Annotated in this window: 21 protein-coding genes and 1 tRNA gene; 13 read left to right on the forward strand and 9 right to left on the reverse strand. The window is 60.9% G+C overall.

Annotated features, from left to right (window positions below; all coding sequences use genetic code 11):
• The 6 genes from truB (at nucleotide 1) to HGO38_RS08705 (ending at nucleotide 6,752) form a co-directional block, all read left to right on the forward strand.
• The gene (gene truB / locus HGO38_RS08680; protein WP_250955493.1) at nucleotides 1-933 is read left to right on the forward strand and encodes a tRNA pseudouridine(55) synthase TruB; all 933 of its coding nucleotides are present in this window, start codon (nucleotides 1-3) and stop codon (nucleotides 931-933) included.
• Between the two features lie 153 nt (nucleotides 934-1,086).
• Nucleotides 1,087-1,356, forward strand: coding sequence for a 30S ribosomal protein S15 (gene rpsO, locus HGO38_RS08685; protein ID WP_250955494.1), 270 nt, complete (start codon nucleotides 1,087-1,089; stop codon nucleotides 1,354-1,356).
• Nucleotides 1,357-1,748: 392 nt separating this feature from the next.
• Nucleotides 1,749-3,890 (forward strand): polyribonucleotide nucleotidyltransferase, encoded by a 2,142-nt coding sequence (gene pnp / locus HGO38_RS08690; RefSeq protein ID WP_250955495.1) that lies wholly within the window; start codon nucleotides 1,749-1,751, stop codon nucleotides 3,888-3,890.
• Between the two features lie 75 nt (nucleotides 3,891-3,965).
• Nucleotides 3,966-4,982 (forward strand): class I SAM-dependent methyltransferase, encoded by a 1,017-nt coding sequence (locus HGO38_RS08695; protein ID WP_250955496.1) that lies wholly within the window; start codon nucleotides 3,966-3,968, stop codon nucleotides 4,980-4,982.
• 182 nt (nucleotides 4,983-5,164) lie between these two features.
• Entirely contained in the window at nucleotides 5,165-6,193 is a 1,029-nt protein-coding gene (locus HGO38_RS08700; RefSeq protein WP_250955497.1) for an AraC family transcriptional regulator, read from the forward strand.
• 298 nt (nucleotides 6,194-6,491) lie between these two features.
• The gene (locus tag HGO38_RS08705) at nucleotides 6,492-6,752 is read left to right on the forward strand and encodes a helix-turn-helix domain-containing protein (protein ID WP_250955498.1); all 261 of its coding nucleotides are present in this window, start codon (nucleotides 6,492-6,494) and stop codon (nucleotides 6,750-6,752) included.
• Nucleotides 6,753-6,830: 78 nt separating this feature from the next.
• Here the strand turns inward: HGO38_RS08705 and fabI are convergent, their stop codons facing one another.
• The 3 genes from fabI to fabA are packed head-to-tail and all read right to left on the reverse strand — an operon-like array spanning nucleotide 6,831 to nucleotide 9,437.
• Nucleotides 6,831-7,637 (reverse strand): enoyl-ACP reductase FabI, encoded by an 807-nt coding sequence (fabI, locus tag HGO38_RS08710; protein WP_250955499.1) that lies wholly within the window; start codon nucleotides 7,635-7,637, stop codon nucleotides 6,831-6,833.
• Nucleotides 7,638-7,656: 19 nt separating this feature from the next.
• On the reverse strand, nucleotides 7,657-8,880 hold the full coding sequence (gene fabB / locus HGO38_RS08715) for a beta-ketoacyl-ACP synthase I (protein ID WP_250955500.1): 1,224 nt from the start codon (nucleotides 8,878-8,880) through the stop codon (nucleotides 7,657-7,659).
• 41 nt (nucleotides 8,881-8,921) lie between these two features.
• The gene (fabA, locus tag HGO38_RS08720; RefSeq protein ID WP_168473604.1) at nucleotides 8,922-9,437 is read right to left on the reverse strand and encodes a 3-hydroxyacyl-[acyl-carrier-protein] dehydratase FabA; all 516 of its coding nucleotides are present in this window, start codon (nucleotides 9,435-9,437) and stop codon (nucleotides 8,922-8,924) included.
• A 308-nt stretch (nucleotides 9,438-9,745) separates the two neighbouring features.
• Here fabA and irrA point away from each other — a divergent pair, with 308 nt between their 5' ends.
• A complete protein-coding gene (gene irrA / locus HGO38_RS08725) occupies nucleotides 9,746-10,165 on the forward strand; it encodes an iron response transcriptional regulator IrrA (protein ID WP_250955678.1) in 420 nt (139 codons plus the stop codon).
• Nucleotides 10,166-10,256: 91 nt separating this feature from the next.
• On the forward strand, nucleotides 10,257-10,742 hold the full coding sequence (locus HGO38_RS08730) for a hypothetical protein (protein WP_502941520.1): 486 nt from the start codon (nucleotides 10,257-10,259) through the stop codon (nucleotides 10,740-10,742).
• A 22-nt stretch (nucleotides 10,743-10,764) separates the two neighbouring features.
• Here the strand turns inward: HGO38_RS08730 and HGO38_RS08735 are convergent, their stop codons facing one another.
• From HGO38_RS08735 to HGO38_RS08745, 3 genes are all read right to left on the reverse strand, one after another.
• Nucleotides 10,765-11,556, reverse strand: a complete 792-nt coding sequence (locus HGO38_RS08735) for a YdcF family protein (protein WP_250955502.1) — start codon at nucleotides 11,554-11,556, stop codon at nucleotides 10,765-10,767.
• 132 nt (nucleotides 11,557-11,688) lie between these two features.
• Nucleotides 11,689-11,764: transfer RNA gene (locus HGO38_RS08740), tRNA-Ala, on the reverse strand.
• A gap of 149 nt (nucleotides 11,765-11,913) precedes the next feature.
• Complete coding sequence (locus tag HGO38_RS08745; protein WP_250955503.1) at nucleotides 11,914-12,300, reverse strand: TIGR02300 family protein; 387 nt, start codon at nucleotides 12,298-12,300, stop codon at nucleotides 11,914-11,916.
• A 307-nt stretch (nucleotides 12,301-12,607) separates the two neighbouring features.
• On the opposite strand from HGO38_RS08745, the gene cmk reads away from it, so the two are divergent.
• Both cmk and rpsA read left to right on the forward strand, forming a co-directional pair.
• The gene (cmk, locus tag HGO38_RS08750; protein WP_250955504.1) at nucleotides 12,608-13,237 is read left to right on the forward strand and encodes a (d)CMP kinase; all 630 of its coding nucleotides are present in this window, start codon (nucleotides 12,608-12,610) and stop codon (nucleotides 13,235-13,237) included.
• A gap of 166 nt (nucleotides 13,238-13,403) precedes the next feature.
• Entirely contained in the window at nucleotides 13,404-15,107 is a 1,704-nt protein-coding gene (rpsA, locus tag HGO38_RS08755) for a 30S ribosomal protein S1 (protein ID WP_250955505.1), read from the forward strand.
• Between the two features lie 98 nt (nucleotides 15,108-15,205).
• Here rpsA and HGO38_RS08760 read toward each other — a convergent pair whose 3' ends face one another.
• Nucleotides 15,206-16,633, reverse strand: coding sequence for a phosphomannomutase (locus tag HGO38_RS08760; protein WP_250955506.1), 1,428 nt, complete (start codon nucleotides 16,631-16,633; stop codon nucleotides 15,206-15,208).
• A 665-nt stretch (nucleotides 16,634-17,298) separates the two neighbouring features.
• Here HGO38_RS08760 and HGO38_RS08765 point away from each other — a divergent pair.
• Complete coding sequence (locus tag HGO38_RS08765; RefSeq protein WP_250955507.1) at nucleotides 17,299-17,925, forward strand: ribonuclease D; 627 nt, start codon at nucleotides 17,299-17,301, stop codon at nucleotides 17,923-17,925.
• A gap of 141 nt (nucleotides 17,926-18,066) precedes the next feature.
• Nucleotides 18,067-18,399 (forward strand): hypothetical protein, encoded by a 333-nt coding sequence (locus tag HGO38_RS08770; protein ID WP_250955508.1) that lies wholly within the window; start codon nucleotides 18,067-18,069, stop codon nucleotides 18,397-18,399.
• A gap of 13 nt (nucleotides 18,400-18,412) precedes the next feature.
• Here HGO38_RS08770 and HGO38_RS08775 read toward each other — a convergent pair whose 3' ends face one another.
• Nucleotides 18,413-19,798 carry a nicotinate phosphoribosyltransferase gene (locus HGO38_RS08775; protein WP_250955509.1) on the reverse strand — a complete coding sequence of 462 codons (1,386 nt, stop codon included), beginning with the start codon at nucleotides 19,796-19,798 and terminating at the stop codon, nucleotides 18,413-18,415.
• Nucleotides 19,799-20,078: 280 nt separating this feature from the next.
• Here HGO38_RS08775 and HGO38_RS08780 point away from each other — a divergent pair, with 280 nt between their 5' ends.
• Nucleotides 20,079-21,971 (forward strand): hypothetical protein, encoded by a 1,893-nt coding sequence (locus HGO38_RS08780; RefSeq protein WP_250955510.1) that lies wholly within the window; start codon nucleotides 20,079-20,081, stop codon nucleotides 21,969-21,971.
• Between the two features lie 26 nt (nucleotides 21,972-21,997).
• Here the strand turns inward: HGO38_RS08780 and HGO38_RS08785 are convergent, their stop codons facing one another.
• Nucleotides 21,998-22,942 (reverse strand): AEC family transporter, encoded by a 945-nt coding sequence (locus tag HGO38_RS08785; protein ID WP_250955511.1) that lies wholly within the window; start codon nucleotides 22,940-22,942, stop codon nucleotides 21,998-22,000.
• Between the last annotated feature and the right edge of the window lie 196 nt (nucleotides 22,943-23,138).

Here is a 23,138-nt window from a genome sequence, read left to right on the forward strand (position 1 = left end):
ATGTCCAAACCGAGAAAACCCAAGGGCCGCGCCATTTCCGGCTGGCTGATCCTCGACAAGCCGGTGGATTTCGGCTCGACCGAGGCCGTCTCCAAGATCAAGTGGCTGCTGAATGCCCAGAAGGCCGGCCATGCAGGTACGCTCGATCCGCTGGCCTCCGGCATGCTGCCGATCGCGCTGGGCGATGCCACCAAGACCGTTCCCTATGTCATGGATGGTCGCAAGATCTACGAATTCACCGTGACCTGGGGCGAAGAACGCGCCACCGACGACCTGGAAGGCGAAGCGACGCAGACCTCGCCGACCCGTCCGAGCCAGGAGGCGATCCAGGCATTGCTGCCGAACTATACCGGCGTCATCAACCAGGTGCCGCCGCAGTTCTCCGCCATCAAGATTGCCGGTGAGCGTGCCTATGACCTGGCGCGCGAGGGCGAGATCGTCGATATCCCGTCCCGCGAGGTCGAGATTTTCCGGCTGACCCTGCTCGGCTGCCCGACCGCCGACACCGCCTGCTTCGAGGTCGAATGCGGCAAGGGCACCTATGTGCGCTCGCTGGCCCGGGATTTCGGCCGCGACCTTGGCTGCTTCGGCCATGTGTCGTCGCTGCGGCGCACCTATGTGGCGCCCTTCCCGGAAGACGCCATGGTGCCGCTGGCCGATCTGGTGGCGCTGGAAGCCATCGAAAACCGGGACGAACGCCTGGCGGCTCTGGATGCCTTCCTGGTCGATACAGGGGAGGCTCTGTCGGCTCTGCCGCAGATCAAGATCAGCGATGACCAGGCTCATCGCCTGCGCATGGGCAATCCGATCCTGCTGCGCGGCCGCGATGCGCCGGTTGCAGAAGAAGATGCCTTTGCCACCGCAGGCGGCAAGCTGGTGGCGATCGGCGAGATCGCGGCTGGCGAGTTTCGTCCGAAGCGTGTCTTTAACTGATCCGGACCGGATTCCATTCGGCTCTTCCAATTCAAGGCCGGATAAGCTATAGGCTCGCCAGCATAGCGGTTTTCCGTTTGCTTTCACGGCCGATGCTGGACGACATCCCGGCATATGGCGACTTGTTTTTCCTGTTTACAGAAAGGTTACCCGATGTCGATTACTGCAGAGCGCAAGGCTGCGCTGATCAAGGAATACGCAACGGTTGAAGGCGACACCGGTTCGCCGGAAGTTCAGGTCGCAATCCTGACCGAGCGGATCAACAACCTGACCGAACATTTCAAGGGCCACAAGAAGGATACCCATTCCCGCCGTGGACTCTTGACGATGGTTTCGACCCGTCGTTCGCTTCTCGACTACGTCAAGAAGAAGAATGTCGATCGTTACACCAAGCTGATCACCAGCCTCGGCATCCGCCGCTAATAGAAATTCGGCGGGCTTTTCGTTTCGGAAAGTCCGCCGGTTTGCTTTCGGGGTCGCTGATCCCGGATAGACTGCCAGGGCACAAGAGCCCTAGAGAATTTAAGGAAAGGCAGACCGGATGGGCCGGAGCTGCCAAAGACAACCGATGACCTGTCATGGGGCAGGATTGCCGGATGCTTTAGCCGAAGAGATTTGGCGCGCAGACACAAGGATGGCCGGATGGCCGCTTGGTTTGCGAAAGATCGTTGCCGCGGCGCCAGAACGGACGCCGAGAGCCACCTCAACAAAGCCTCCCGCTGTCTTGCCCGTGATGCGTCAGCAATGTCGCAGCCGATGGGAAGCTCCCTGCACAAGGGATAGCGCCTGCAGGCCGCCGACGAAGGACAAGATATATGTTTGATACCCATAGCGTTGAAATCGAGTGGGCAGGCCGCCCGCTTAAGCTTGAAACCGGCAAGATCGCCCGTCAGGCTGACGGCGCCGTTCTCGCCACCTACGGCGAAACCGTTGTTCTGGCCACCGTCGTTTCGGCCAAGTCGGCCAAGCCGGGCCAGGATTTCTTCCCACTGACCGTCAACTACCAGGAAAAGACCTATGCCGCCGGCAAGATCCCGGGTGGCTATTTCAAGCGCGAAGGTCGCCCGTCGGAAAAGGAAACGCTGGTTTCCCGCCTGATCGACCGGCCGATCCGCCCGCTCTTCCCGGACGGCTACAAGAACGAGACGCAGGTCGTCGTCACCGTCGTCCAGCACGACCTTGAAAACGATCCGGACGTCCTGTCGATGGTCGCAGCGTCCGCAGCCCTCACGCTCTCCGGCGTTCCCTTCATGGGCCCGGTCGGTGGTGCCCGCGTTGGCTACATCAACGGCGAATACGTTTTGAACCCGCATCTCGACGAGATGGACGAGTCAACTCTCGACCTCGTCGTTGCCGGCACCCAGGACGCCGTCCTGATGGTCGAATCCGAAGCCAAGGAACTGAACGAAGACGTCATGCTCGGCGCCGTGATGTTCGGCCACAAGGGCTTCCAGCCGGTCATCGACGCGATCATCAAGCTCGCCGAAGTGGCCGCCAAGGAACCGCGCGATTTCACGCCGGACGATCACTCCGCGCTCGAAGCCGAAATGCTGTCGATCGCCGAAGCTGAACTGCGCGTCGCCTACAAGAACACCCAGAAGGCTGAACGTTACGCAGCCGTCGACGCCGTCAAGGCGAAGGTGAAGGCCCATTTCCTCCCGGAAGGTGTTGAGCCGAAGTACACAGCCGAAGTCATCGGCGCCGTCTTCAAGCACCTGCAGGCCAAGATCGTCCGCTGGAACATCCTCGACACCAAGAGCCGTATCGACGGTCGCGACCTGTCGACCGTTCGCCCGATCGTCTCGGAAGTCGGCATCCTGCCGCGCACCCACGGTTCGGCCCTCTTCACCCGCGGCGAGACCCAGGCGATCGTTGTCGCCACGCTCGGCACCGGCGAAGACGAGCAGTATGTCGACAGCCTGACCGGCATGTACAAGGAGCGCTTCCTTCTGCATTACAACTTCCCTCCCTACTCGGTTGGCGAAACCGGTCGCATGGGCTCCCCGGGCCGTCGCGAAATCGGCCATGGCAAGCTCGCTTGGCGCGCCATCCGTCCGATGCTGCCGTCGGCTGACCAGTTCCCCTACACGCTGCGCGTCGTCTCCGAGATCACCGAGTCGAACGGCTCGTCCTCGATGGCAACGGTCTGCGGCACTTCGCTTGCTCTGATGGATGCCGGCGTACCGCTGGCAAAGCCGGTGGCCGGTATCGCCATGGGCCTGATCCTCGAAGGTGAACGATTCGCCGTTCTCTCCGACATCCTTGGCGACGAAGACCATCTCGGCGACATGGACTTCAAGGTTGCAGGTACTGCCGACGGCATCACCTCGCTGCAGATGGACATCAAGATCGCTGGTATCACCGAAGAGATCATGAAGGTTGCTCTGGAGCAGGCTCAGGGCGGCCGCAAGCACATCCTCGGCGAGATGGCCAATGCCATCACCGAGGGCCGCTCGCAGCTCGGCGAATTCGCACCGCGCATCGAAGTGATGAACATCCCGGTCGACAAGATCCGTGAAGTCATCGGTTCGGGCGGCAAGGTCATCCGCGAAATCGTTGAAAAGACCGGCGCCAAGATCAACATCGAAGACGATGGTACCGTCAAGATCGCCTCGTCCTCCGGCAAGGAAATCGAAGCGGCCCGCAAGTGGATCCATTCGATCGTTGCTGAGCCGGAAATCGGCGTCGTCTACGAAGGTACCGTTGTGAAGACCGCCGATTTCGGCGCCTTCGTCAACTTCTTCGGTTCGCGTGACGGTCTCGTGCACATCTCGCAGCTTGCTTCCGAGCGTGTTGCCAAGACCTCGGACGTCGTCAAGGAAGGCGACAAGGTCTGGGTCAAGCTGATGGGCTTTGACGAACGCGGCAAGGTTCGCCTCTCCATGAAGGCCGTCGACCAGGCGACCGGCAAGGAAATCGTCGAGAAGAAGAGCGAAGGTGGCGAAGCCGCTGAATAAGCGCTTCCCCGTCTGATATAGAGGCGCGGATGGTTTTCCGCGCCTTTTTTGTTCCCCTTGGAAAGGCTGAGGCCCATGAGCCGCGACACCCTGAAGACCCTCTTTCATCCCTTCGCATCCGCAACGGTGCCCGCCACCGAAGCCGGCGAGCGTTATCTGTTTCTGGGAGCTGAAGCGGGATCGGCGCGTCCGGAAGAGTTCGCGGCCTCGCTGGTGCCGGTCCAGGGCTTTCGCCCGGAATACCGCCGCCTGCAAGCGGCCGGTCTAGAGCCTCAATCGGTGGTCGAGGGCGACGATTTCGACGGCGCCCTGATCCTCTGCGGCAAGCATCGCGGCGTCAACGAGAACCGCGTCGCCGAAGCCCTGAAGCGCGTCAAGGCCGGCGGCCTGGTGGTGATCGCCGGCGGCAAGGAAGACGGCATCCAGTCGCTGCGCAAGGCGCTTGGAAAGCTCGGTCTGGAGACAGAATCCATGCCGAAATATCACGGCGTCGCCCTATGGTTCCGCCGCCCCGACGATATCGAGGCTCTGGTTGCCAAGCTGGAAGCCCAGCGCGTGGTGATCGACGCCCGCTTCGAGACGGCGCCGGGTCAGTTTTCTCACAATCATGTCGATCCGGGCTCGGAGCTGCTGGCCTCGCGCCTGCCGGCCGATTTCAACGGCAATGCCGCCGATTTCGGCGCCGGCTGGGGTTATCTCTCGGTCATGCTGGCAGAAAAGGCGCCGCGCGTGAACCGCATCGATCTGTTCGAAGCCGATTTCGAGGCCCTGGAATCCGCGAAAAAGAACCTTGCCCGCAATTGCCCAGATCTGACGGCACGCTTCTTCTGGCAGGATCTGGCCCAGGAGCCGGCCAAGGAAAAATACGATCTGGTGATCATGAACCCGCCCTTTCACGAAGGCCATGCCACGGAGCCCGGCCTTGGCGAAGCGATGATCAAGGCGGCAGCCGATGCTATTCGCAGTGGCGGCGAACTGCTTATGGTGGCCAATCGCGGCCTGTCCTATGAGCCAGCGCTCGGCGCCCACTTCAAGACCCATGGCGAAACGTGCCGGAATTCCCGTTTCAAGGTGCTGTGGGCCAAGAAGTAATCACACGTCCTTCGTAATTCTTGGATGCAAAAGACCGCTATAGCCAGCCTGCCGGGATATCTGCCCCGGCAGGCTGGATCTTTGCGCGTATGACCTGGCATGTGACGCAACTCACTCGACATTGGCCTTGGGCAGGCTTATCTTCTGGCGACAGTTAATTTACATTAGGCGCCATGTGATCAATGTCTAATAAGAGTGTAACTGACGAACTCACCACTGTCGCGGGAATTGCATCGGCTGTTGCGCAGCATGCGATGACCTACGGCATTGATATTGAGCCGATCTGCAAGTCGCTGGGGATCGATCCTGGAATTTTCCAGTCCCTCACCGGCCGCATCAGCATTGACCGACTGTGCAGGCTGCTGGAGGCCTGTGCGCTGCTGTCCAATGACGACGCCTTCGGCCTGAAATGTGCCGGGCGCTTTGTCGCCGGTTCGACCGGCCCGTTCGGCTACGGCCTGATGGCGGCCCCGACCGTCCGCGACTTCCTGCAGTTTCTGGAGGCGCACGTCCAGTATGCCACCTATACCAGCTACTTCAGCCATGAGGTCGATGCCCGCGGTGCCAGGCTGACCTGGACATTTGCGCCGATCATCGTCAAGCGCGACCAGTATGTGGATATGTCGGTTGCGCTGGTGGTGCAGCGGCTCCGGGACATCGTCGGTCCGCAGGCGGATCAGATCGAGATCGAACTGGAACGGCCAAAGCCCCGGCAGCCGGTGGTCTTCCGGGATCTGCTCTCCAGACGGGTCGCATTCGGCTGCAGGATGAATTCGATCCGCGTCCCGGCGTTTTTGTTGGAATTGGCCAATCCGAAGGGCGATGCCAGGCTGTTTGACCTGATGGACATGCAATGCCGCACGATGCGGCCCTCCACGGCCTCACCGGACGTGGATTTCGTCGATCAGGTTCGTCGATATCTCACCCTGCGGATTGCCGAGCCAAATTTCGCATTGGCCGAGATCGCGCCGTATTTCGGTGTCTCGGAGCGCACCTTCCAGCGACGTCTGGCCGAACACGACACCAGCCTGAACACGCTTCGCGACGATGTCCGGCGTGATTTGAGCCTCAGTCTCCTGACCGAAAGCGATCTGTCCATATCGGAGATTTGCTATCGCCTGGGTTATTCGGCGCCGAGCGCCTTTACCCGCTCTGTGACGCGCTGGTTCGGCGATACGCCGCGCAATCTGCGTGATCGCAGGAGCGCCTGATTGAGGTGATCGCCGGCCGTCGCGGTCCGGGTCTATCCCGACGGGCGATCTCCATGGCTTGACAACACCTTTCGAATTGCCAATGAATAGGTTTCATCACACAATTGAATCGGATGGCGCGGCGGCAATTATGAGCTGTCGGTAAACTAATTGGCGCCGCCCGTAAAATACCTTTCACAGGATGCGTCGTATACGTCCGCCACCTGTTGACGGAAGCGGTCCGGCACTGTTCGCGTGCGACCGGCCGATGCCCCCTGCATTCAGGGGATTATGCTTCCCGAACGATTTGAGAGTTTACATGCAGAGCAGATTTAGAAAAGCGGCGGCGGGCGCCAGTCCGCCAACGCTCGATGTGTCCGAGACGATATGTTTGAGCATGACGGCCAATGGCAAGGGTTTGCTGGATATTGCTGCGGCGCTGGGCGTTCCTGTACCCCATGCCGAGGTCATCCTGTTGCGTGCCGAAGAAAAGCTTGGCGCCAACAACAGGCTGCACGCGGTCAGTCTCGCGATGCTCTACGGAATCCTTGATATCGGAGCAATCCTTAAACCGGAGTAAGCGGGGTCTCGACCCCCGGTTGGCGGACCACTCCGAGTTTATGCCTGGCGCGACATGATCGTCGCGCCAGGCCTTTCTTTATTCCGAATCGGCTTTGGCCAGCACGTCGAGCACCGGCATCGAGGTGATGTTGTAGCCGGAATCCACATAATGGATCTCGCCGGTCACGCCGCGCGACATGTCGGAGAGAAGATAGAGGGCAGAATTGCCGACATCCTCGATCGACACCGTGCGCCGCAGCGGCGAGTTTTTCTGCTGCCACGACAGCATGGCCCTGGCATCCGAGATGCCGGCGCCGGCCAATGTGCGGATCGGACCGGCCGAGATCGCATTCACCCGAATGCCGCGCGGGCCGTAGTCGGAGGCCAGATAACGCACCGACGCCTCCAGCGCCGCCTTGGCCACGCCCATGACATTGTAGTTCGGCATGATGCGCATGGAACCGCCATAGGTCAGCGTCAGCATGGAGCCGCCGTCGTTCATCAGCGATGCTGCCCGCTTGGCGATCTCGGTGAAGGAGAAGCAGGAGATCACCATGGTACGGGTGAAATTGTCCCGCGTGGTGTCGGCATAGAGGCCCTTCAGCTCGTTCTTGTCGGAAAAGCCGATGGCGTGAACGATGAAGTCCAATCCGCCCCAGCGGTCCTTCAGGGCCTCCACGGTTGCGTCGACCGAGGCAATGTCCTCGACGTCGCAGGCCAGCACGATATCCGATCCGACTTCGGCGGCCAGCGGCTTGACGCGCTTGCCCAGCGCTTCGCCCTGGTAGGTGAAGGCAAGCTCAGCACCGGCGCCGGCCAGGGCCTTGGCAATGCCCCAGGCGATCGAATGACTGTTGGCAACGCCCATGATCAGGCCGCGCTTGCCCTGCATGATACCGCCCATGTGATGACCCCCGATGACCTCAACCATTGTGGCGCTGGAACACCAGGGTCGCGTTCGTTCCGCCAAAGCCGAAGGAATTGGAGAGCACGGTATCCATCTTGGCATTGTCGATGCGGCTGCGCACGATCGGGACGCCAGCGAATTCGGGATCGAGTTCGGTGATATGCGCGCTCTCGCCGATAAAGCGTTCCTGCATCATCAGCAGAGCGTAGATCGATTCCTGGACACCGGCAGCGCCGAGCGAATGGCCGGTCAGCGACTTCGTCGACTGGATCGGCGGGATCTTGGCGCCGAACACCTCGCGGATGGCACCGATTTCCTTGCTGTCGCCAACCGGCGTCGAGGTGCCGTGCGTGTTGATATAGTCGACCTCGCCGCGAACGGTCGACAGGGCCTGTCGCATGCAGCGGATGGCGCCTTCGCCGGACGGAGCAACCATGTCGTAGCCATCCGAAGTGGCGCCATAGCCGGTGATTTCGGCATAGATCTTGGCGCCGCGTGCCTTGGCATGCTCCAGTTCTTCGAGAACCAGAACGCCGGCACCGCCCGCAATCACGAAACCGTCGCGGCTCGCATCGTAGGCGCGCGAGGCGGTCTCCGGCGTGTCGTTGAACTTCGAGGACATGGCGCCCATGGCGTCGAACAGGTTCGACATGGTCCAGTCGAGATCCTCATGGCCGCCGGCAAACATCACGTCCTGCTTGCCCCACTGGATCATCTCCGCCGCATTGCCGATGCAATGGGCCGAGGTCGAGCAGGCCGACGAGATCGAATAGTTGACGCCGTGGATCTTGAACCAGGTCGCAAGGGTCGCCGACGCCGTCGAAGACATCGCCTTCGGCACGGCGAACGGACCGATGCGCTTCGGGCTCATGTTCTTGCGGGTGATATCGGCGGCCTCGATCAGTGTGCGGGTCGAGGGGCCGCCGGAGCCCATGATGATGCCGGTGCGCTCGTTCTCGCCGATGTCCTTGTCTTCAAGGCCCGAATCGGCGATCGCCTGCTTCATCGCCACATGGTTCCACGCCCCGCCCTGCGACAGGAAGCGCATGGCACGGCGATCGACCAGGTCGGTGGGATCAAGCGTTGGCTTGCCCCAGACCTGGCAACGAAAGCCATATTCGGCGAAATCGGGGGAGAAGGAAATTCCGGACTTCGCATCGCGCAGCGAGGAGGTGACCTCGGCCGCATCGCTTCCGATGGAGGACACGATGCCCAGACCCGTAACAACTACCCGTCTCATATGATCAGACCTTTTTTAGCTTTGAATAGGGGCACGGCCTCTCAGGCCGCCTTTTGCTGGAAAAGGCCGACCTTCAGATCCGTCGCCTTGTAGATGACTTCGCCATCGGCCTTCATCCATCCATCGGCGATCCCCAGCACGAGACGGCCGCGCATCACCCGTTTGAAATCGATTCCGTATTCCACGAGCTTCGTCTCGGGGGTCACCATGCCGGTGAATTTGACTTCGCCGGTGGAGATCGCCCGGCCCTTGCCGGGCTCGCCCAGCCAGCCGAGGAAAAATCCGGTCAACTGCCACATCGCATCCAGCCCCAGGCAACCCGGCATGACGGGATCACCCTGGAAATGGCAGGGAAAGAACCACAGATCGGGCGTGATGTCGAATTCGGCGCGCACGAAACCCTTATCGTTCGGGCCGCCGGTCTCGGAAATTTCCGTGATGCGGTTGAACATCAGCATGGGCGGCAGCGGCAATTGCGCATTGCCCGGCCCGAACATCTCGCCGCGGCCGCAGGTGAGGATTTCATCGTAGTTGTAACTGGACTGTCGCGTTTCCATTGTAATTCTTCTTCCCCCCTTCAGGCTTTTTCAGTCGCCGGAGATTTAGAGCAAGATAGGGATAAAATGAAGCCCATATAAGACCCCTAACTTGCGGGCGCACGTTTCCTGCCAGCTTTGTCTGCTGTTGGTCGCCGTCGCATACAGGAACCGATCCGCAACGACCAGAGGTAAATGCACGAAAATCAGCATCTTCAGGCCCTTTGTGACCGATGGTTCTGTGGATACTATTGAAAGCCAGGCGCTTAAAAGATATATGGCTGAACAATGATATGGAATTTCCAGAAGGCGAACCGGAGGTCGTCACGATGATGGCTGAAGCCAACAGGGATACGGAAGCGAAATTGCGCAGGTTCGGCCTGCGCCCGACGCGACAACGTATCGCGCTTGCAGCCCTGCTCTTCGCCAAGGGAGATCGCCATCTGACGGTCGAGGAGCTTCACGAGGAAGCTGTCGCAGCTCGTGTACCGGTATCGCTTGCGACTGTGTACAACACGCTGCACCAGTTCACCGAGGCCGGCCTGATCCGGGTTCTCGCCGTGGAAAGCGCCCGGACCTATTTCGACACCAATGTTTCCGACCATCACCATTTCTTTGTCGAAGGTCGCAACGAGGTGCTCGACATTCCGGTCAGCAATATCGAGATCGGCAATCTGCCGGAACCACCCGAAGGCATGGTCATCTCCCATGTCGACGTGGTCATCCGCCTGAGGCCCGCCGTCGAATAGACGGCGATTGCACCAAACGTCCAGATGTCGTTAAGGGACGCGCAACACGGTTGCGCTATGCTCCGACAACCGGTGTTTCACACGCCGGCTGATGGAGATTTATGTCTTGAGAACCGTGCTCGTCCTGGTGTGCAATATCCTGCTTTTGCTCGCAGCGCCCATGGCGCTTGCCCAGCAGCAATTGCTGAGCGACCCGGAAATCTACGAGAAGGATCATTTTCGCGAGCGCTGCAAAGCCGTCGAATTCGACGCGGAGTTCGTCAATCGCCTCGACATCAACAATGATGGCATCATCGACGCAGTGGTCAACGAAGGCGCCCTGGCCTGCGACGGCAAGCGCGGTCCCGATTGCACCGAGGATGGCTGTCCGCACAATTTTTACCTGCAGGTCAAGGAAGGCGGCTATTTCATGATCGCCACCGCGCAGATCTACAGCTACGATTTCATCCAGCGTTTCGGCAACATGGTGTTCGTTTTGAAGATGCACCCGCGTTTCTGTGATCGTACCGACGAGGCTCCCTGCGAAATGACCGTGCGGGTGCGTGGCGCCAAGTTCACGACCATCTCAAGGAAATAGCTCTGATCTGACCGGCTGCCCGTTACGGCGCTGGAAAGAGCGCGCTTGTGCGTCCGCTTGCAAAGTAGGATGCCAGGCCTATCCATTCGCGCACCGCTGTCGCCGTCTGCTGGGCGTTCAGCGTCGGCTGGGTGAAATCAAGCCCGAGGCGAACTTCGCCGCTGGTGCGGTAATCCGTCGGCCAGGGAACGACGGCAATGCCGGCCTTGCGCATCAGCCCCACGGATCGCGGCATATGGAAGGCCGAGGTGATCAGCAGGCAATTGTCGAGACCGGCACTCTCCAGCAGGCTCTTGCTGTTCTGCACATTCTCGAACGTCGTGCGGGAGGTCGTCTCGCGCACCAGGCGCTCGACCGGAATGCCGAAGGTTGAAAAGAACCGCTGCGAGGCCGCCGCATCGCCCTCATAGGTGCCGCTCAACGAGCCGTCGCCGCCCGATACCAGGATCTGCGCGTCGGGAAATGCCCGCGCCAGCCTGAGAGCCTCGACGAACCGGTCGGCGGACTGGTTCAGCTCGATGCCGCCGCGTGCCGTCGTCACCTCGGTTTCGAAGGCGCCGCCGAGCACGATCAGGCAGGAAACCGACGAGGGATCGGCCTGCGGCCTGGGAAACCGCTCCTCCAGCACCTGCAGAAAGAACGAACCAGCGGTGGTGAAGAGCGTGACGAACAGAACGGCGGCGCCAAGGCTGGAGAACACCAACCCGATTCGGCGCCAGCCGAGCAGGGTGGCAACGAAGCTGATCACGATGGCAAAGAAGGCCAGCGACAACGGCTGCGCGACGATCCAGAACAGTTTGGACAGGGTGAACATAGGCTGGTCGATCTCCAGGTCGCGACAGCGAATCGCCGCATCGCTGTAGATCGCCCGCCATCACCAAGGACACAAGACTGAACAGCCAGACAGCCGGCAATTTATCTCAATGGGTTCAAAGGAAAAGAGTTTTGGTGGAGCTAAGCGGGATCGAACCGCTGACCTCTTGCATGCCATGCAAGCGCTCTCCCAGCTGAGCTATAGCCCCAAACCATGGGTCCGGCAGTGCCGGTTCCGGGAAGCCGTCGGAGCGTTTCAGCTCGTCGGGTGGCGGCTTATTACTTCCCTGTTTAGAAGATTACAAGCCGAAAAGTGCAGGCCCGGAAAACTTTTCGCTCTCCGGGCCGCAATGGTCGCTTAAACGTCGTCGTCGTCGCCGGTCACGCCGATGATGCCCGACATGTCGTCGTCCTCATCGTCTTCGTCGGCTTCGAGGAAGGTGTCGTCTTCTTCATCGTCGATCTCGACATCGTCGTCGCCGATATCCGGAATATCGTCAGCACCGCCGTTGTCATCCGCATCTTCGAGCGAGACGAGTTCGACTTCCGTGTTTTCGGTATCGACTTCCGCTACATCTTCTTCCTCAGCCTTTTCCATGATCGCAGCCACGGAGGACTCCTCGAAATAGGAGAGCGGCCAAGATTTGTTGGTATAGGGAGAGACGATCGGATCCTTGTTCAGATCGTAGAATTTCTTGCCCGTATCCGGGCAGGTACGTTTGGTTCCAAGTCCTGCTTTTGCCACAGTCAAAGCCTCTTGAAGTGCCGAGTAATATCGGGATTTGCCGTTGATCCGGCACAGGCCGGTTGAATGGATAGCCGGTCCCCTTAATCGTTGCCATCTCTCCTGTCAAAGGCAAACTTGCAAAGAGGCCCTGCCGCCTGCACGATTGGAGGCGTGTCCAGCGGATCGAATCGCCGCTTCCGCCGGCCCATTGCGGACGGAACCGGCCCGCCTGCCGAAGGATGTCGGCCTGGCGGCACTTTGCAGCCTGTGTTGTTTTCCGCTAACAGTGCCGCAGCATGAAGTTGAAGAGACGGCAGGACAATTGATGATCATCGCCATTGACGGGCCAGCCGCGGCCGGCAAGGGAACCCTTTCTCGGTTGATCGCCGAGCATTACGGCTTTCACCACCTGGATACCGGACTGACCTATCGCGCCGCGGCCAAGGCGCTGATCGACGCCGGTCTGCCGCTGGACGACGAGGACGTTGCACAGAAGGTTGCAAGCGAGGTCGAACTGGCCGGGCTCGACCGCACGGTCCTGTCGAAACACGAGATCGGCGAGGCAGCCTCGAAAATCGCCGTGATGCCGGCGGTTCGCCGCGCGCTGGTCGAGGCGCAGCGATCCTTTTCGAAACGCGCGCCCGGAACGGTGCTGGACGGGCGCGACATCGGCACGGTGGTCTGCCCCAAGGCCCCGGTGAAATTCTATGTGACGGCCTCCACCGAGGTGCGCGCCAGGCGGCGGTACGAGGAGATCGTCGCAGGCGGCGCATCGGCCGAGTATGATGCGATCTTTGCCGACGTGAAGAAGCGCGACGAGCGCGATATGGGCCGCGACGACAGCCCTTTGAAACCTGCGGACGATGCGCACTTGCTTGACACGTCGGAAATGAGTATAGAGGCGGCGTTTCGGGCAGCGCGCGATATCATCGATGCTGCCTTGAAAAAAGAATGAAGGACAGGATGCCGGTTCGCCGGCTTTCTGTTTCGATAAAATCGCCGACACAATCATCCCCGCGCCGGATAGTCTCTTGGATCAAAGAGGCGGATGAGTGTATGGCCTGTGCAACTCGAACCACCGGCGCAGACCCGCGTTCCATGGGACGCGATTAGGAGTCTTAATGTCAGTAGCTACCCCAACCCGGGAGGACTTTGCGGCCCTCCTCGAAGAATCCTTTGCCACCAACGACCTGGCCGAAGGCTATGTTGCCAAGGGCATCGTAACGGCCATCGAAAAGGACGTCGCAATCGTTGACGTCGGCCTCAAGGTCGAAGGCCGCATCGCGCTGAAGGAATTCGGCGCCCGTGCCAAGGACGGTTCGCTGAAGGTCGGCGACGAAGTCGAAGTCTATGTCGAGCGCATCGAAAATGCTCTCGGCGAAGCTGTTCTGTCGCGCGAAAAGGCTCGCCGCGAAGAAAGCTGGATCAAGCTCGAAGCCAAGTTCGAAGCCGGCGAGCGCGTCGAAGGCGTCATCTTCAACCAGGTCAAGGGTGGTTTCACCGTCGATCTGGATGGTGCCGTTGCCTTCCTTCCGCGTTCGCAGGTCGACATCCGTCCGATCCGCGACGTGACCCCGCTGATGCACAACCCGCAGCCCTTCGAAATCCTCAAGATGGACAAGCGTCGCGGCAACATCGTCGTTTCGCGTCGTACCGTTCTTGAAGAATCCCGCGCTGAACAGCGTTCGGAAATCGTCCAGAACCTCGAAGAAGGCCAGGTTGTTGACGGCGTCGTCAAGAACATCACCGATTACGGTGCGTTCGTTGACCTCGGCGGCATCGACGGCCTGCTGCATGTCACCGACATGGCATGGCGTCGCGTCAACCATCCGTCCGAGATCCTGACGATCGGTCAGCAGGTCAAGGTTCAGATCATCCGCATCAACCAGGAAACCCACCGCATCTCGCTCGGCATGAAGCAGCTCGAGTCGGATCCGTGGGATGGCATCGCTGCCAAGTACCCGGTTGGCAAGAAGATCTCCGGTACCGTGACCAACATCACCGACTACGGTGCATTCGTCGAGCTGGAGCCGGGCATCGAAGGCCTGATCCACATCTCGGAAATGTCCTGGACCAAGAAGAACGTGCATCCCGGCAAGATCCTGTCCACTACGCAGGATGTTGACGTCGTCGTTCTCGAAGTCGATCCGTCCAAGCGTCGTATTTCGCTCGGCCTCAAGCAGACGCTCGAAAATCCGTGGCAGGCATTTGCCTTCGGTCATCCGGCTGGCACTGAAGTCGAAGGCGAAGTCAAGAACAAGACCGAATTCGGCCTGTTCATCGGCCTCGACGGCGATGTTGACGGCATGGTGCACCTGTCCGACCTCGACTGGAACCGTCCGGGCGAGCAGGTCATCGAGGAATACAACAAGGGCGACATGGTCAAGGCCGTCGTTCTCGATGTAGACGTCGACAAGGAACGCATCTCGCTCGGCATCAAGCAGCTCGGCAAGGACGCCGTCGGCGAAGCCGCGTCGTCCGGCGACCTGCGCAAGAACGCTGTCGTTTCCTGCGAAGTTCTGGCCGTCAACGACGGTGGCATCGAAGTGAAGCTCGTCAACCACGAGGACATCACATCGTTCATCCGTCGCAACGACCTGTCGCGTGACCGTGACGAGCAGCGCCCCGAGCGTTTCTCGGTTGGCCAGATCGTTGATGCCCGCGTGCTGAACTTCTCCAAGAAGGATCGCAAGGTCATGCTGTCGATCAAGGCGCTGGAAATCGCCGAAGAGAAGGAAGCTGTTGCTCAGTTCGGTTCGTCCGACAGCGGCGCTTCGCTCGGCGACATCCTGGGTGCGGCTCTGAAGAACCGCAACAACGACTAATTCACCGCCGCAAGGCATGAATCGAGAACCCGCCGGACAGATCGTCCGGCGGGTTCTTTCGTTTCAGGGGTATGTTCAGTCGAAGAGATGGGACCGGGTCAGGCCGGCTGCCAGCCGTCCAGCAGTGCCAGCCCCTTGCCCATCAGGGTATCGGCCGCATCGTGAGAGCTGGCCTCGACATAGCAGCGCATTTCCGGCGCATTGCCGGAGGGACGGAAATGGATGACGCTGTCGTCATCGAGCGTGACCCGCAGGCCGTCGATATCGGTGGTCGACTTGACCGTGCCGATCGGCGCCAGGAAGGTGGCGAGGTTGGCAGGTGCTGCCCGCAGGAAGGCCATCAGCGCGCCGCTCTTGTCCAGCGGATAGTTCTCGATCCGGTCGCTGAGCGCGATCGGCAGGGAAAAGCCCGCGGCAACCCCTGACAGTGGCGCCTTGGCGCTGGCGGAAGCATAGAGCGTCGCCAGCAGCGGCAGGATGCAGTCGCGGGTTGGCAGCGCGGCAAGGGTTCGGCCCTCGACCGTAAAGTCCGAGCCAAGCATCAACCCGCCATTGGCTTCGAAGCCCATCACGCCCGTTTCGCCCTGGACAAGCGCTTCGTTCATCGCGGCGATCACATAGGGAGAGCCGACCCGTGTCCGCTTCACAATGCCGCCGCAGGCCGCCTCGATCCCCGAATTGGAGGTAACCGGCGTCACCAGAACACCGGCCTTCAGGAAGCGCGCGGCAATGAGGCCGAGCAGGTCGCCACGCAAGGGCGATCCATGCTCGTCGGCCACCAGCGGCCGGTCGGCATCGCCATCGGTCGAGACGATGGCATCCAGCTGGTGCTCGCTCGCCCAGGCTGCGAGTTTTTCCAATGTCTCCTCGGAGACCGCTTCGGTATCGACGGGGATGAAGATGTCGGAACGGCCGAGCGGCATTACATCGGCGCCATAGCCCTCAAGCAGCGTCACCATCATGTCGCGCGCCACGCTGCTGTGCTGATAGACGCCGATCTTCAGGCCCCTGAGGCTGCCGGCCGGCAGGATCTGCTGGTTGCGCTCCATGAACAGTTGTGCCGCGCGCTCAGCATGGTCCGGGCCGCTGCCGACCTCCACCAGATTGGCTGAGCGGTCGCCGGCAAGCTCGGTGGCCTTGCCGGTGATCGCGGTCTCGTCATCCTTGTCGATTTCCCCGTCGGGCCGATAGAACTTGATGCCGTTGCGGTCGGCTGGAATATGCGACCCGGTAATCATCAGCGACCCGGCATTGAGTTTCATGCCGTAAAGGGCAAGCGCCGGCGTCGGCAACTCGCCGCAATCGATCGGCTCCAGCCCGGCCCGGCGCAAAGCGGCCATCGCGGTCGTCGAAATCTCCGGGCTGGACGGGCGAAAATCCCGGCCGACCAGAACCGGACTGCCCGGTTTCGCCATGCCTTTCGACAGCAGGACATGGGCAAAGGCCGTAGCGTAAAGAGCGGAAACGCTGCCGACCAGTTCTATGGACAATCCGCGTAAACCGCTCGTTCCGAATTTGGGTGCCATGGCGACGTTCTCCTTGAAGCGATGAAAATCTCAGTGTTTGCGGAGAGTTATATAGCCAATTCGGCACCGGCCTCAAGAAATCGGCCGGGCAGGACCGATTTGCCGGACAAGCCCGTGGCGCTCTCAGGAGCGGCAGGGACCTTACGGGTCGGTCGCCACCACAAACGGAACTCTGCGACAAAAAGGGGAGGCCAAAAATGGAAAGAGCCCGGCGCGGGAGGAGGTGCGCCAGGCTCTTAAACTTGATCGGCAATTGGGAGGAGGAGTATGCCGATCCCATCTAACGGTACTGGGAGGAGGAGTGCACCGCTTCGATAATTATGAATATATCCTTATCGATTGAAATGAACAGCATCATTGCTGCAACGCAGTAATGCAATTTATGCATAGCTTTGGATCGGCTCCGCATGAAGGCGTCGGAAAGCCCAATGGACATGGCTTGACTATCGGGCGACCAGCGCGAAAGTGGTCAAATTCGCGGCATTAACCGTATTTGACGCGCGTTTCTGCGCATAGCTCGGATCGTGCTTCCGCTCGCCGCGGGCCGCTGGCTGTGTTGCGCGGCAGGCCAACAGAGCCGCCTTACCGCAAAACCGGTATCGCCACGTTCTGCTTTGGGCTATAGCCCCGCCCAAGATCGGCAACGTGCTGACCAGGAGACGACGATGGCTTCTAAGATTCGCTACCACGAAGGGGATATCTCGGCGGTTGATGCGGCGCGCTACACCGACGCGATCGCCATCGATACCGAGACGCTGGGTCTTGTCCCGAGGCGTGATCGCCTGTGCCTGGTACAATTGTCGCCCGGCGACGGCACGGCAGATGTCATCCGCATTGCCGCCGGCCAGAAGCAGGCTCCCAATCTCGTCGCCATGCTCGCCGATCCGGCACGCCAGAAGATCTTCCATTTCGGCCGTTTTGACATTGCTGTTCTGTTCCATACCTTCGGCGTGACCTGCGGTCCTGTATTCTGCACCAAGATCGCTTCGCGCCTCTGCCGGACCTATACCGATCGCCATGGATTGAAGGACAACCTCAAGGAAATGTTGGAGGTGGATATCTCCAAGGCGCAGCAATCGTCTGACTGGGCGGCAGAAAAGCTTTCCCCGGCCCAACTCGAATATGCGGCGTCCGATGTGCTTTACCTGCATGCATTGCGCGACCGGCTGACCGACCGTCTTGTCCGCGATGGTCGCCTGGAGCACGCCAATGCCTGCTTCCAATTCCTGCCGACCCGGGCCAAGCTCGATCTGCTCGGCTGGGATGAGACGGATATCTTTGCCCATAGCTAAGGGGTGGGCCGGTAGAATTCTCGGTAAATCGGTGAAGGTTCATTAACGGCTATCGGTTACATTAGCATTTGACAAAATGTAACCGGCGACGGAAGGCGGAGCTTTCTGCTGCGTGCCGTCGATGACAGACCGAATGCGACCATGATGGATGCAGCGACCAAGCCGATGAATGGCGTATCTCCGACTGGAAATCGCGCCAATCGTGATTCCAGCCAAAGCGACGAGGCCGATCTGTTCGACATGTTTCTGCCGGAGGCGCCAGGTCTGGTCGGCACCGGTGCTGCTGTCTGGGAACAGCCGGATCCGGCCTCTCACGGCGATGGCTCAGGATCCGTTCGCCGCGTCGCCGCCACATGGCTCGATGCCATGCCTGCGGACAAATACGATCGCGCCACGCCTGCCAAAGGCGAGATCTCTGCCGTCAATTCCGATGATAACGGCCTTTACCGGATGTTTCGCAGCCTGTCGCCATGACGCTTGGGCCTGTTCAGCCGCGGGCCCGCTCGCGGATCTCTTCGAATGACCAGTCCTTGAGCAGCTTGCCGTTTTCCCAGACGGGCGCCAATTGATCCGGGCGTCCGCCCAGTTCCTCCCGGCGAATGGCCAGCAACTCGCCATCCTCGACAATCACCGATTGGCGGCCGGGTCGCGGCAGTTTGTCATGCCTATTGATCGGGCGGCGCGACATGTCGTGCCAGGATCCGTCCGTATCCTGCCGGGCGCTGCATTTTACCGTGAAGGAGTACGTGTCGCGGCTGACCTTTTGGAGCTGCGATGCGCCGATGCCAAAGGCGATGTTCTCCGCCGAGAAACCCATGCTTTCAAGCCGGCCGAGAATCATCGTCATATCCTGGAGGGAGAGCCCATCCGCCTGCAGGACCCGCACGGCATCGTCGAGCACCTTGTAGCCCTTGCCGTTCAACCGGGTGCCGAATGCATATGCCAGCTGCGCGACGACCTGCACCGAGGTATCGATCGGATCGCCGCTGTCGGGACGGACAATCAGCGTGCCGCCCGCCGCTCGCACCTTGGCCTGCAATTGCTTGCCCCAGATTTCTGAGACCGCATTCTGGATATCGTAGCTGTCGGACACCACCGAATAGGCCGGATAGTGTCCGAACCGACCCACCATGTTGGAATAGGCCTCTGCTTCGCCCGGCTGTCCCCAGGCAACCATTGTGGTGTGCTCGGACGCCGGCACGGACAGTCCGGCCATCCTGGCGCCGTAATATTTGCGGGCATAGAGAACGGCCGGCAGTGTGTCGGTATTGCGGAACTGCAGCAGATGCGCCGCGCCGCCAATGCCGGATTGCTCAAGGCTGGTCGTGCCGCGTGCGCCGAAATCGCTAAGCCGGGTCGGCATCACCTGATCAGGCTGATCGCAGCTGCGCTCCAGGAACGGCGCCAGCGTCTCGCGAATGCGGCGCACCATGCTGGCCACGGTCGAGGGATACCAGACGGCCCGCAGCAGCGCCGTTTCCATATAGGAAGTCAACCATGCAACCCGTGGATCCGTATTGACCACCTGAACCATGGGCAGGTCACGCCTGATGATGCTGCCTTCGGCAAGTGCTTCGATCCGCAGCGGCAGCAGGCCGCCATGGACGGTCAAGATATGTTCCCAACCGGCGCGATCGAAAGGCTGGCCATGCAGCGTTGCAATCTCCTCGGCCTCATCGATATCGGCAGCGGTGACGGCGCGGGAAAGATATTCCTTCAGGAACATCTGCAGGCCGAAAAACACCACTTCTGGTTTATGCGAAGCGCCGCGGGTGGTGATGTAGCTGCTGATCGCGCCGGTTCCCGGCGGATATTGCAGAAAATGCCCGAGCTTGTAGCTGTCCGTATTCAAGATTGGATTCAGGATATTCATGGGGCGCATCCACCGGACCGATACAGACGGCTGAGTTCGAGTGATTCTTCACGGAGACATCGATCTATGTAGGCGAGCCTTCCATGGCCGGCAAGCTGCAGCCTTGGGATTATGGTTAGCGATTTGTTAACGCATTTGATTCATAATCGGGCTTGATATCGGTAAGCCGACACCAGTCTGTCGGCCGTTTGCGCAGATTTCCCGAAGGGAGCGCGCCAGTCGCATGAGCGGCCTGTTTCATGACCCTGCCTGTTTAGCCATCAACGAAAAGGGGTGCGCGATGCTGCCTCCGGTTCAAACAGTCTCGAGTACCTCGATCGCCTTTCAGGACCATCGGTCCGATATCCTGCCGGCGAAAGGCGCCGACGCGCAAGTGCCTGCCGTCAATCCGGTTGTCAGAAGCGGCCAGGACCTCAATCCGGCAATCGCCGCAAGGCTCAACATTCTAATGCTCAGCGGCCACGAGCAGATGGCTGAGAACGTCGCCGTCCTTGCCGACATGGTCGGTCAGGCGATTGGGGTGGTCCGCAAAAGCGGTGAGACCAATGGCGCCTTTGCGCAGCGATTCGTCGAGGCTTTGGCAAAGCTGACGCCGCAGGAGCGGGTCGTCCTTGAGCGTCTGCTGACCCAGACCATGACCGGCGTCAAACTGCGCCTGCTGACCGACGCGTTCCGCAATCCGGCCGGCCCCGAGGCGGCAAAGCTTGCCGTCTACCTCGAAATCGCCCGCCACAAGGAACGGGACCTGGCCACGCGCTCGGTGGTGACCTCCTATCGGCAGAATGGCGGCGATCCGAAGTCCGTCGCACCAGGCCAGCAGATGCCGTCGAGCCGGCCCCAACCTGCCCAACCCCAGCCGTCCGCTCAGATGACGTCGGCCAGTCTGTCCGAGCAGCCCGGTCTGTCCGCAGGCTCCGCGTCAACCTGGGAAGTTCGCGCCAGCACTGCGCCCCGCTCTGGCGATGGGCTGCCGGCAGCCGACGAAGCGCTGGACCTGGCGCCGAACGCCGGCGGATCGAATGTCGAGCAGGCTGTCGGCGGTCAGGATAGGGCAGACGACGCCAAGCCATTCCGTGCGATGCCGGACGCAATATCCGCGTCCTCTGACGACGGTACGGCGCCGGATACCGCGCTACCCGGTCCGCCTGAACAGGCCCATGGCGCCAATATGGAAGCCGGAGCTGATCTTATCGATGCCGTGGCCCGCAAGAGTGCTGATCCGCTGCCGCTTGAAAAGGGTGCCCGTGCCCTGCAGGAGCGATTGCGCCAGACCTTCGAGGCAGGAGCGCGTTCCGTTGCTCCAGACCAGGTCCGTGTGGCTGGGGACGGCGCTATGGCGGCTGCTCGGGGAGCGGCGCTTCCATCCTCTGCGCCTGGAGATGGCGGGGAAGACAGCGCGGCCACGGCTCGCCAGACCGACGTGTCGGCGACCGAGGCCGAAAAGCGGGGGGCCACCGCCACGCTGACCGAACGGGCCGACCGCTCGTCGCGCACCTCGGATCCGGTACAGACAATGTTCGTTCTCAAGGGCTGGAAGGAAGTGATCAGTTCCACCGCAGCGGCGATCGAGGCGGCGCTCAGCGATCATGCTGCCTCGCATGCCGAAGCAGTGGATAGAAAGACCGAGCCTTCCCAGTCGACCGCTACCGAAATCGCAGACATGTCGGCCGATATGCCCTCTGCCGATGGGCCAGAGAACATCGAGAGCCGCCCCGCGAACCAGACCGCAGCGCCCTCCGACGCAACAGTAGAGGCGGAGGAGGATGAGGCCGCTGCCGCCGAGGATGAGCACGCGGACCACCAGGGGTCCGTTGAGCCGACATCCCGCGACGAGGAACTGGCCGCCTTGCGCACTGCCATGCCGCGCGAAGGCATTCCCTTGCCGATCGTCAATTATCTGGCCATGCAGGAATTCGAAGAGCCCACCGAGCCGACCGGGTCCAAGCAGAAGTCCGATCAGGATGACGAGAGTGCCGAAGAGGAAGCCGCTGACCAGCAGATGGCCGACGATGGCACCATGTCCGACGAGGGTGGCGATGCCGACGAGGAAGAGATTCTGAGCGCTTCCGGCGAAACAGCCGATGACGAGGCAAGGATCGAGGTTGCAGTCCAGGAAAATGCGGATGCCGACCGCGCCAACGACCTCTATTGGCGCATGGCCGGCTGGTCCTGACCCAGGTCTCCTGACCGTCGTCGCTGTCAGCCGAGCAGCCAGGCCCAGAAGGTCACCGAAAACACCCCGGCCGCTGTCGTCAGCGTAATGGTCGAAGCCGCCAGTCCGTGACCGACGCCGAAGCGGTTGGCGATCAGCCAGGCGTTGATGCCGGTCGGCACGGCCGATGTCAAAACCAGGGCGCTGGTCCATGACGGGCTGAGCTCGAGCAATTGGCAGGCCGCCCAGACACAGGCCGGAAGCACGAACAGCTTCAGGAAGGATGTCGCGCTCGCAATCCCCAGATTGCCGGAAATTCCATATTTGTTGAGCGCCATGCCGAGCGAGATCAGAGCGGCAGGCGCGGCAATGCCGGCGATCTGCTCAACGACACCGGAGACCACCTGCGGCAGCGGCACGCCGGACACATGCACGAGCAGCCCCGCGGCAAGACCGATGATCAAAGGGTTCTTGACGAGATTGGCCGCAATCTGGCGCAGTATGGTGCCGAGCCCACGCGACGGACCGCCGCCGACCTTTCGCTCGGCATTCTCCATCAACACTGTGCCGATCACCATCATCAATGGCAGATGCACGGCCAACAGGATGGAAAGCGCGACGATGCCTTCGTCGCCGACCGTGCGGCCGACCAGAGGCAGGCCGATGAACACGTTGTTGGCAAAGGCGGACGAAACCCCGGCCAGCACCCCGACGCGCGCGTCGCGGCCGAAAAAGGTCGTGGCGATCAGGTGGCCAAGGGTCCAGGTGATGGCAACACCGGAGAAATAGGCGATCCACAGCCGAAAGGGCGAGGCGCCATGAAAATCGGCCTGGTAGATGGTGTTGAACAGCAGGAAGGGCACGGCGATCTTGAAGACGAAATCACCCAGCGCATCGCCGACATCCGCGTTCAGCACGCCGGTCTTGACGATGATCCACCCCAGCAGAATCAGAATGAAGATCGGAAAGACGTTCAGGGCAATGGCGGACATGGAGGGCTGGCTTTCATCAATCGCGGCGCGCCCGTCCGTTTAACAGCCTATCGAGAGGCCTGGCAATTGCTATACCAGGCTGTTCGGTACGATCCGATCGACGATGACCAACAAAAAAAGCGGGCCATGCCCGCTTTCCTGTGCCCGGCAAAACCGGGACTTGAGACGCCGCCGCCAGTCCATCCGTGGTCGGCGC

This window comes from Rhizobium sp. CG5 (assembly GCF_023701945.1).
Taxonomy (GTDB): Bacteria; Pseudomonadota; Alphaproteobacteria; order Rhizobiales; family Rhizobiaceae; genus Allorhizobium.

Coding starts and splice junctions, on each gene's coding strand:
- rpsA (WP_250955505.1), top strand. CDS start 13,404: ATGTCAGTAGCTACCCCAACCCGGGAGGACTTTGCGGCCCTCCTCGAA.
- HGO38_RS08765 (WP_250955507.1), top strand. CDS start 17,299: ATGGCTTCTAAGATTCGCTACCACGAAGGGGATATCTCGGCGGTTGAT.
- truB (WP_250955493.1), top strand. CDS start 1: ATGTCCAAACCGAGAAAACCCAAGGGCCGCGCCATTTCCGGCTGGCTG.
- HGO38_RS08760 (WP_250955506.1), bottom strand. CDS start 16,633: ATGGCACCCAAATTCGGAACGAGCGGTTTACGCGGATTGTCCATAGAA.
- HGO38_RS08785 (WP_250955511.1), bottom strand. CDS start 22,942: ATGTCCGCCATTGCCCTGAACGTCTTTCCGATCTTCATTCTGATTCTG.
- fabI (WP_250955499.1), bottom strand. CDS start 7,637: ATGGGCGGTATCATGCAGGGCAAGCGCGGCCTGATCATGGGCGTTGCC.
- HGO38_RS08770 (WP_250955508.1), top strand. CDS start 18,067: ATGATGGATGCAGCGACCAAGCCGATGAATGGCGTATCTCCGACTGGA.
- HGO38_RS08735 (WP_250955502.1), bottom strand. CDS start 11,556: ATGTTCACCCTGTCCAAACTGTTCTGGATCGTCGCGCAGCCGTTGTCG.
- fabA (WP_168473604.1), bottom strand. CDS start 9,437: ATGGAAACGCGACAGTCCAGTTACAACTACGATGAAATCCTCACCTGC.
- rpsO (WP_250955494.1), top strand. CDS start 1,087: ATGTCGATTACTGCAGAGCGCAAGGCTGCGCTGATCAAGGAATACGCA.
- HGO38_RS08775 (WP_250955509.1), bottom strand. CDS start 19,798: ATGAATATCCTGAATCCAATCTTGAATACGGACAGCTACAAGCTCGGG.
- cmk (WP_250955504.1), top strand. CDS start 12,608: ATGATCATCGCCATTGACGGGCCAGCCGCGGCCGGCAAGGGAACCCTT.
- HGO38_RS08730 (WP_502941520.1), top strand. CDS start 10,257: ATGGAGATTTATGTCTTGAGAACCGTGCTCGTCCTGGTGTGCAATATC.
- HGO38_RS08700 (WP_250955497.1), top strand. CDS start 5,165: ATGTCTAATAAGAGTGTAACTGACGAACTCACCACTGTCGCGGGAATT.
- irrA (WP_250955678.1), top strand. CDS start 9,746: ATGATGGCTGAAGCCAACAGGGATACGGAAGCGAAATTGCGCAGGTTC.
- fabB (WP_250955500.1), bottom strand. CDS start 8,880: ATGAGACGGGTAGTTGTTACGGGTCTGGGCATCGTGTCCTCCATCGGA.
- HGO38_RS08695 (WP_250955496.1), top strand. CDS start 3,966: ATGAGCCGCGACACCCTGAAGACCCTCTTTCATCCCTTCGCATCCGCA.
- HGO38_RS08780 (WP_250955510.1), top strand. CDS start 20,079: ATGCTGCCTCCGGTTCAAACAGTCTCGAGTACCTCGATCGCCTTTCAG.
- pnp (WP_250955495.1), top strand. CDS start 1,749: ATGTTTGATACCCATAGCGTTGAAATCGAGTGGGCAGGCCGCCCGCTT.
- HGO38_RS08705 (WP_250955498.1), top strand. CDS start 6,492: ATGCAGAGCAGATTTAGAAAAGCGGCGGCGGGCGCCAGTCCGCCAACG.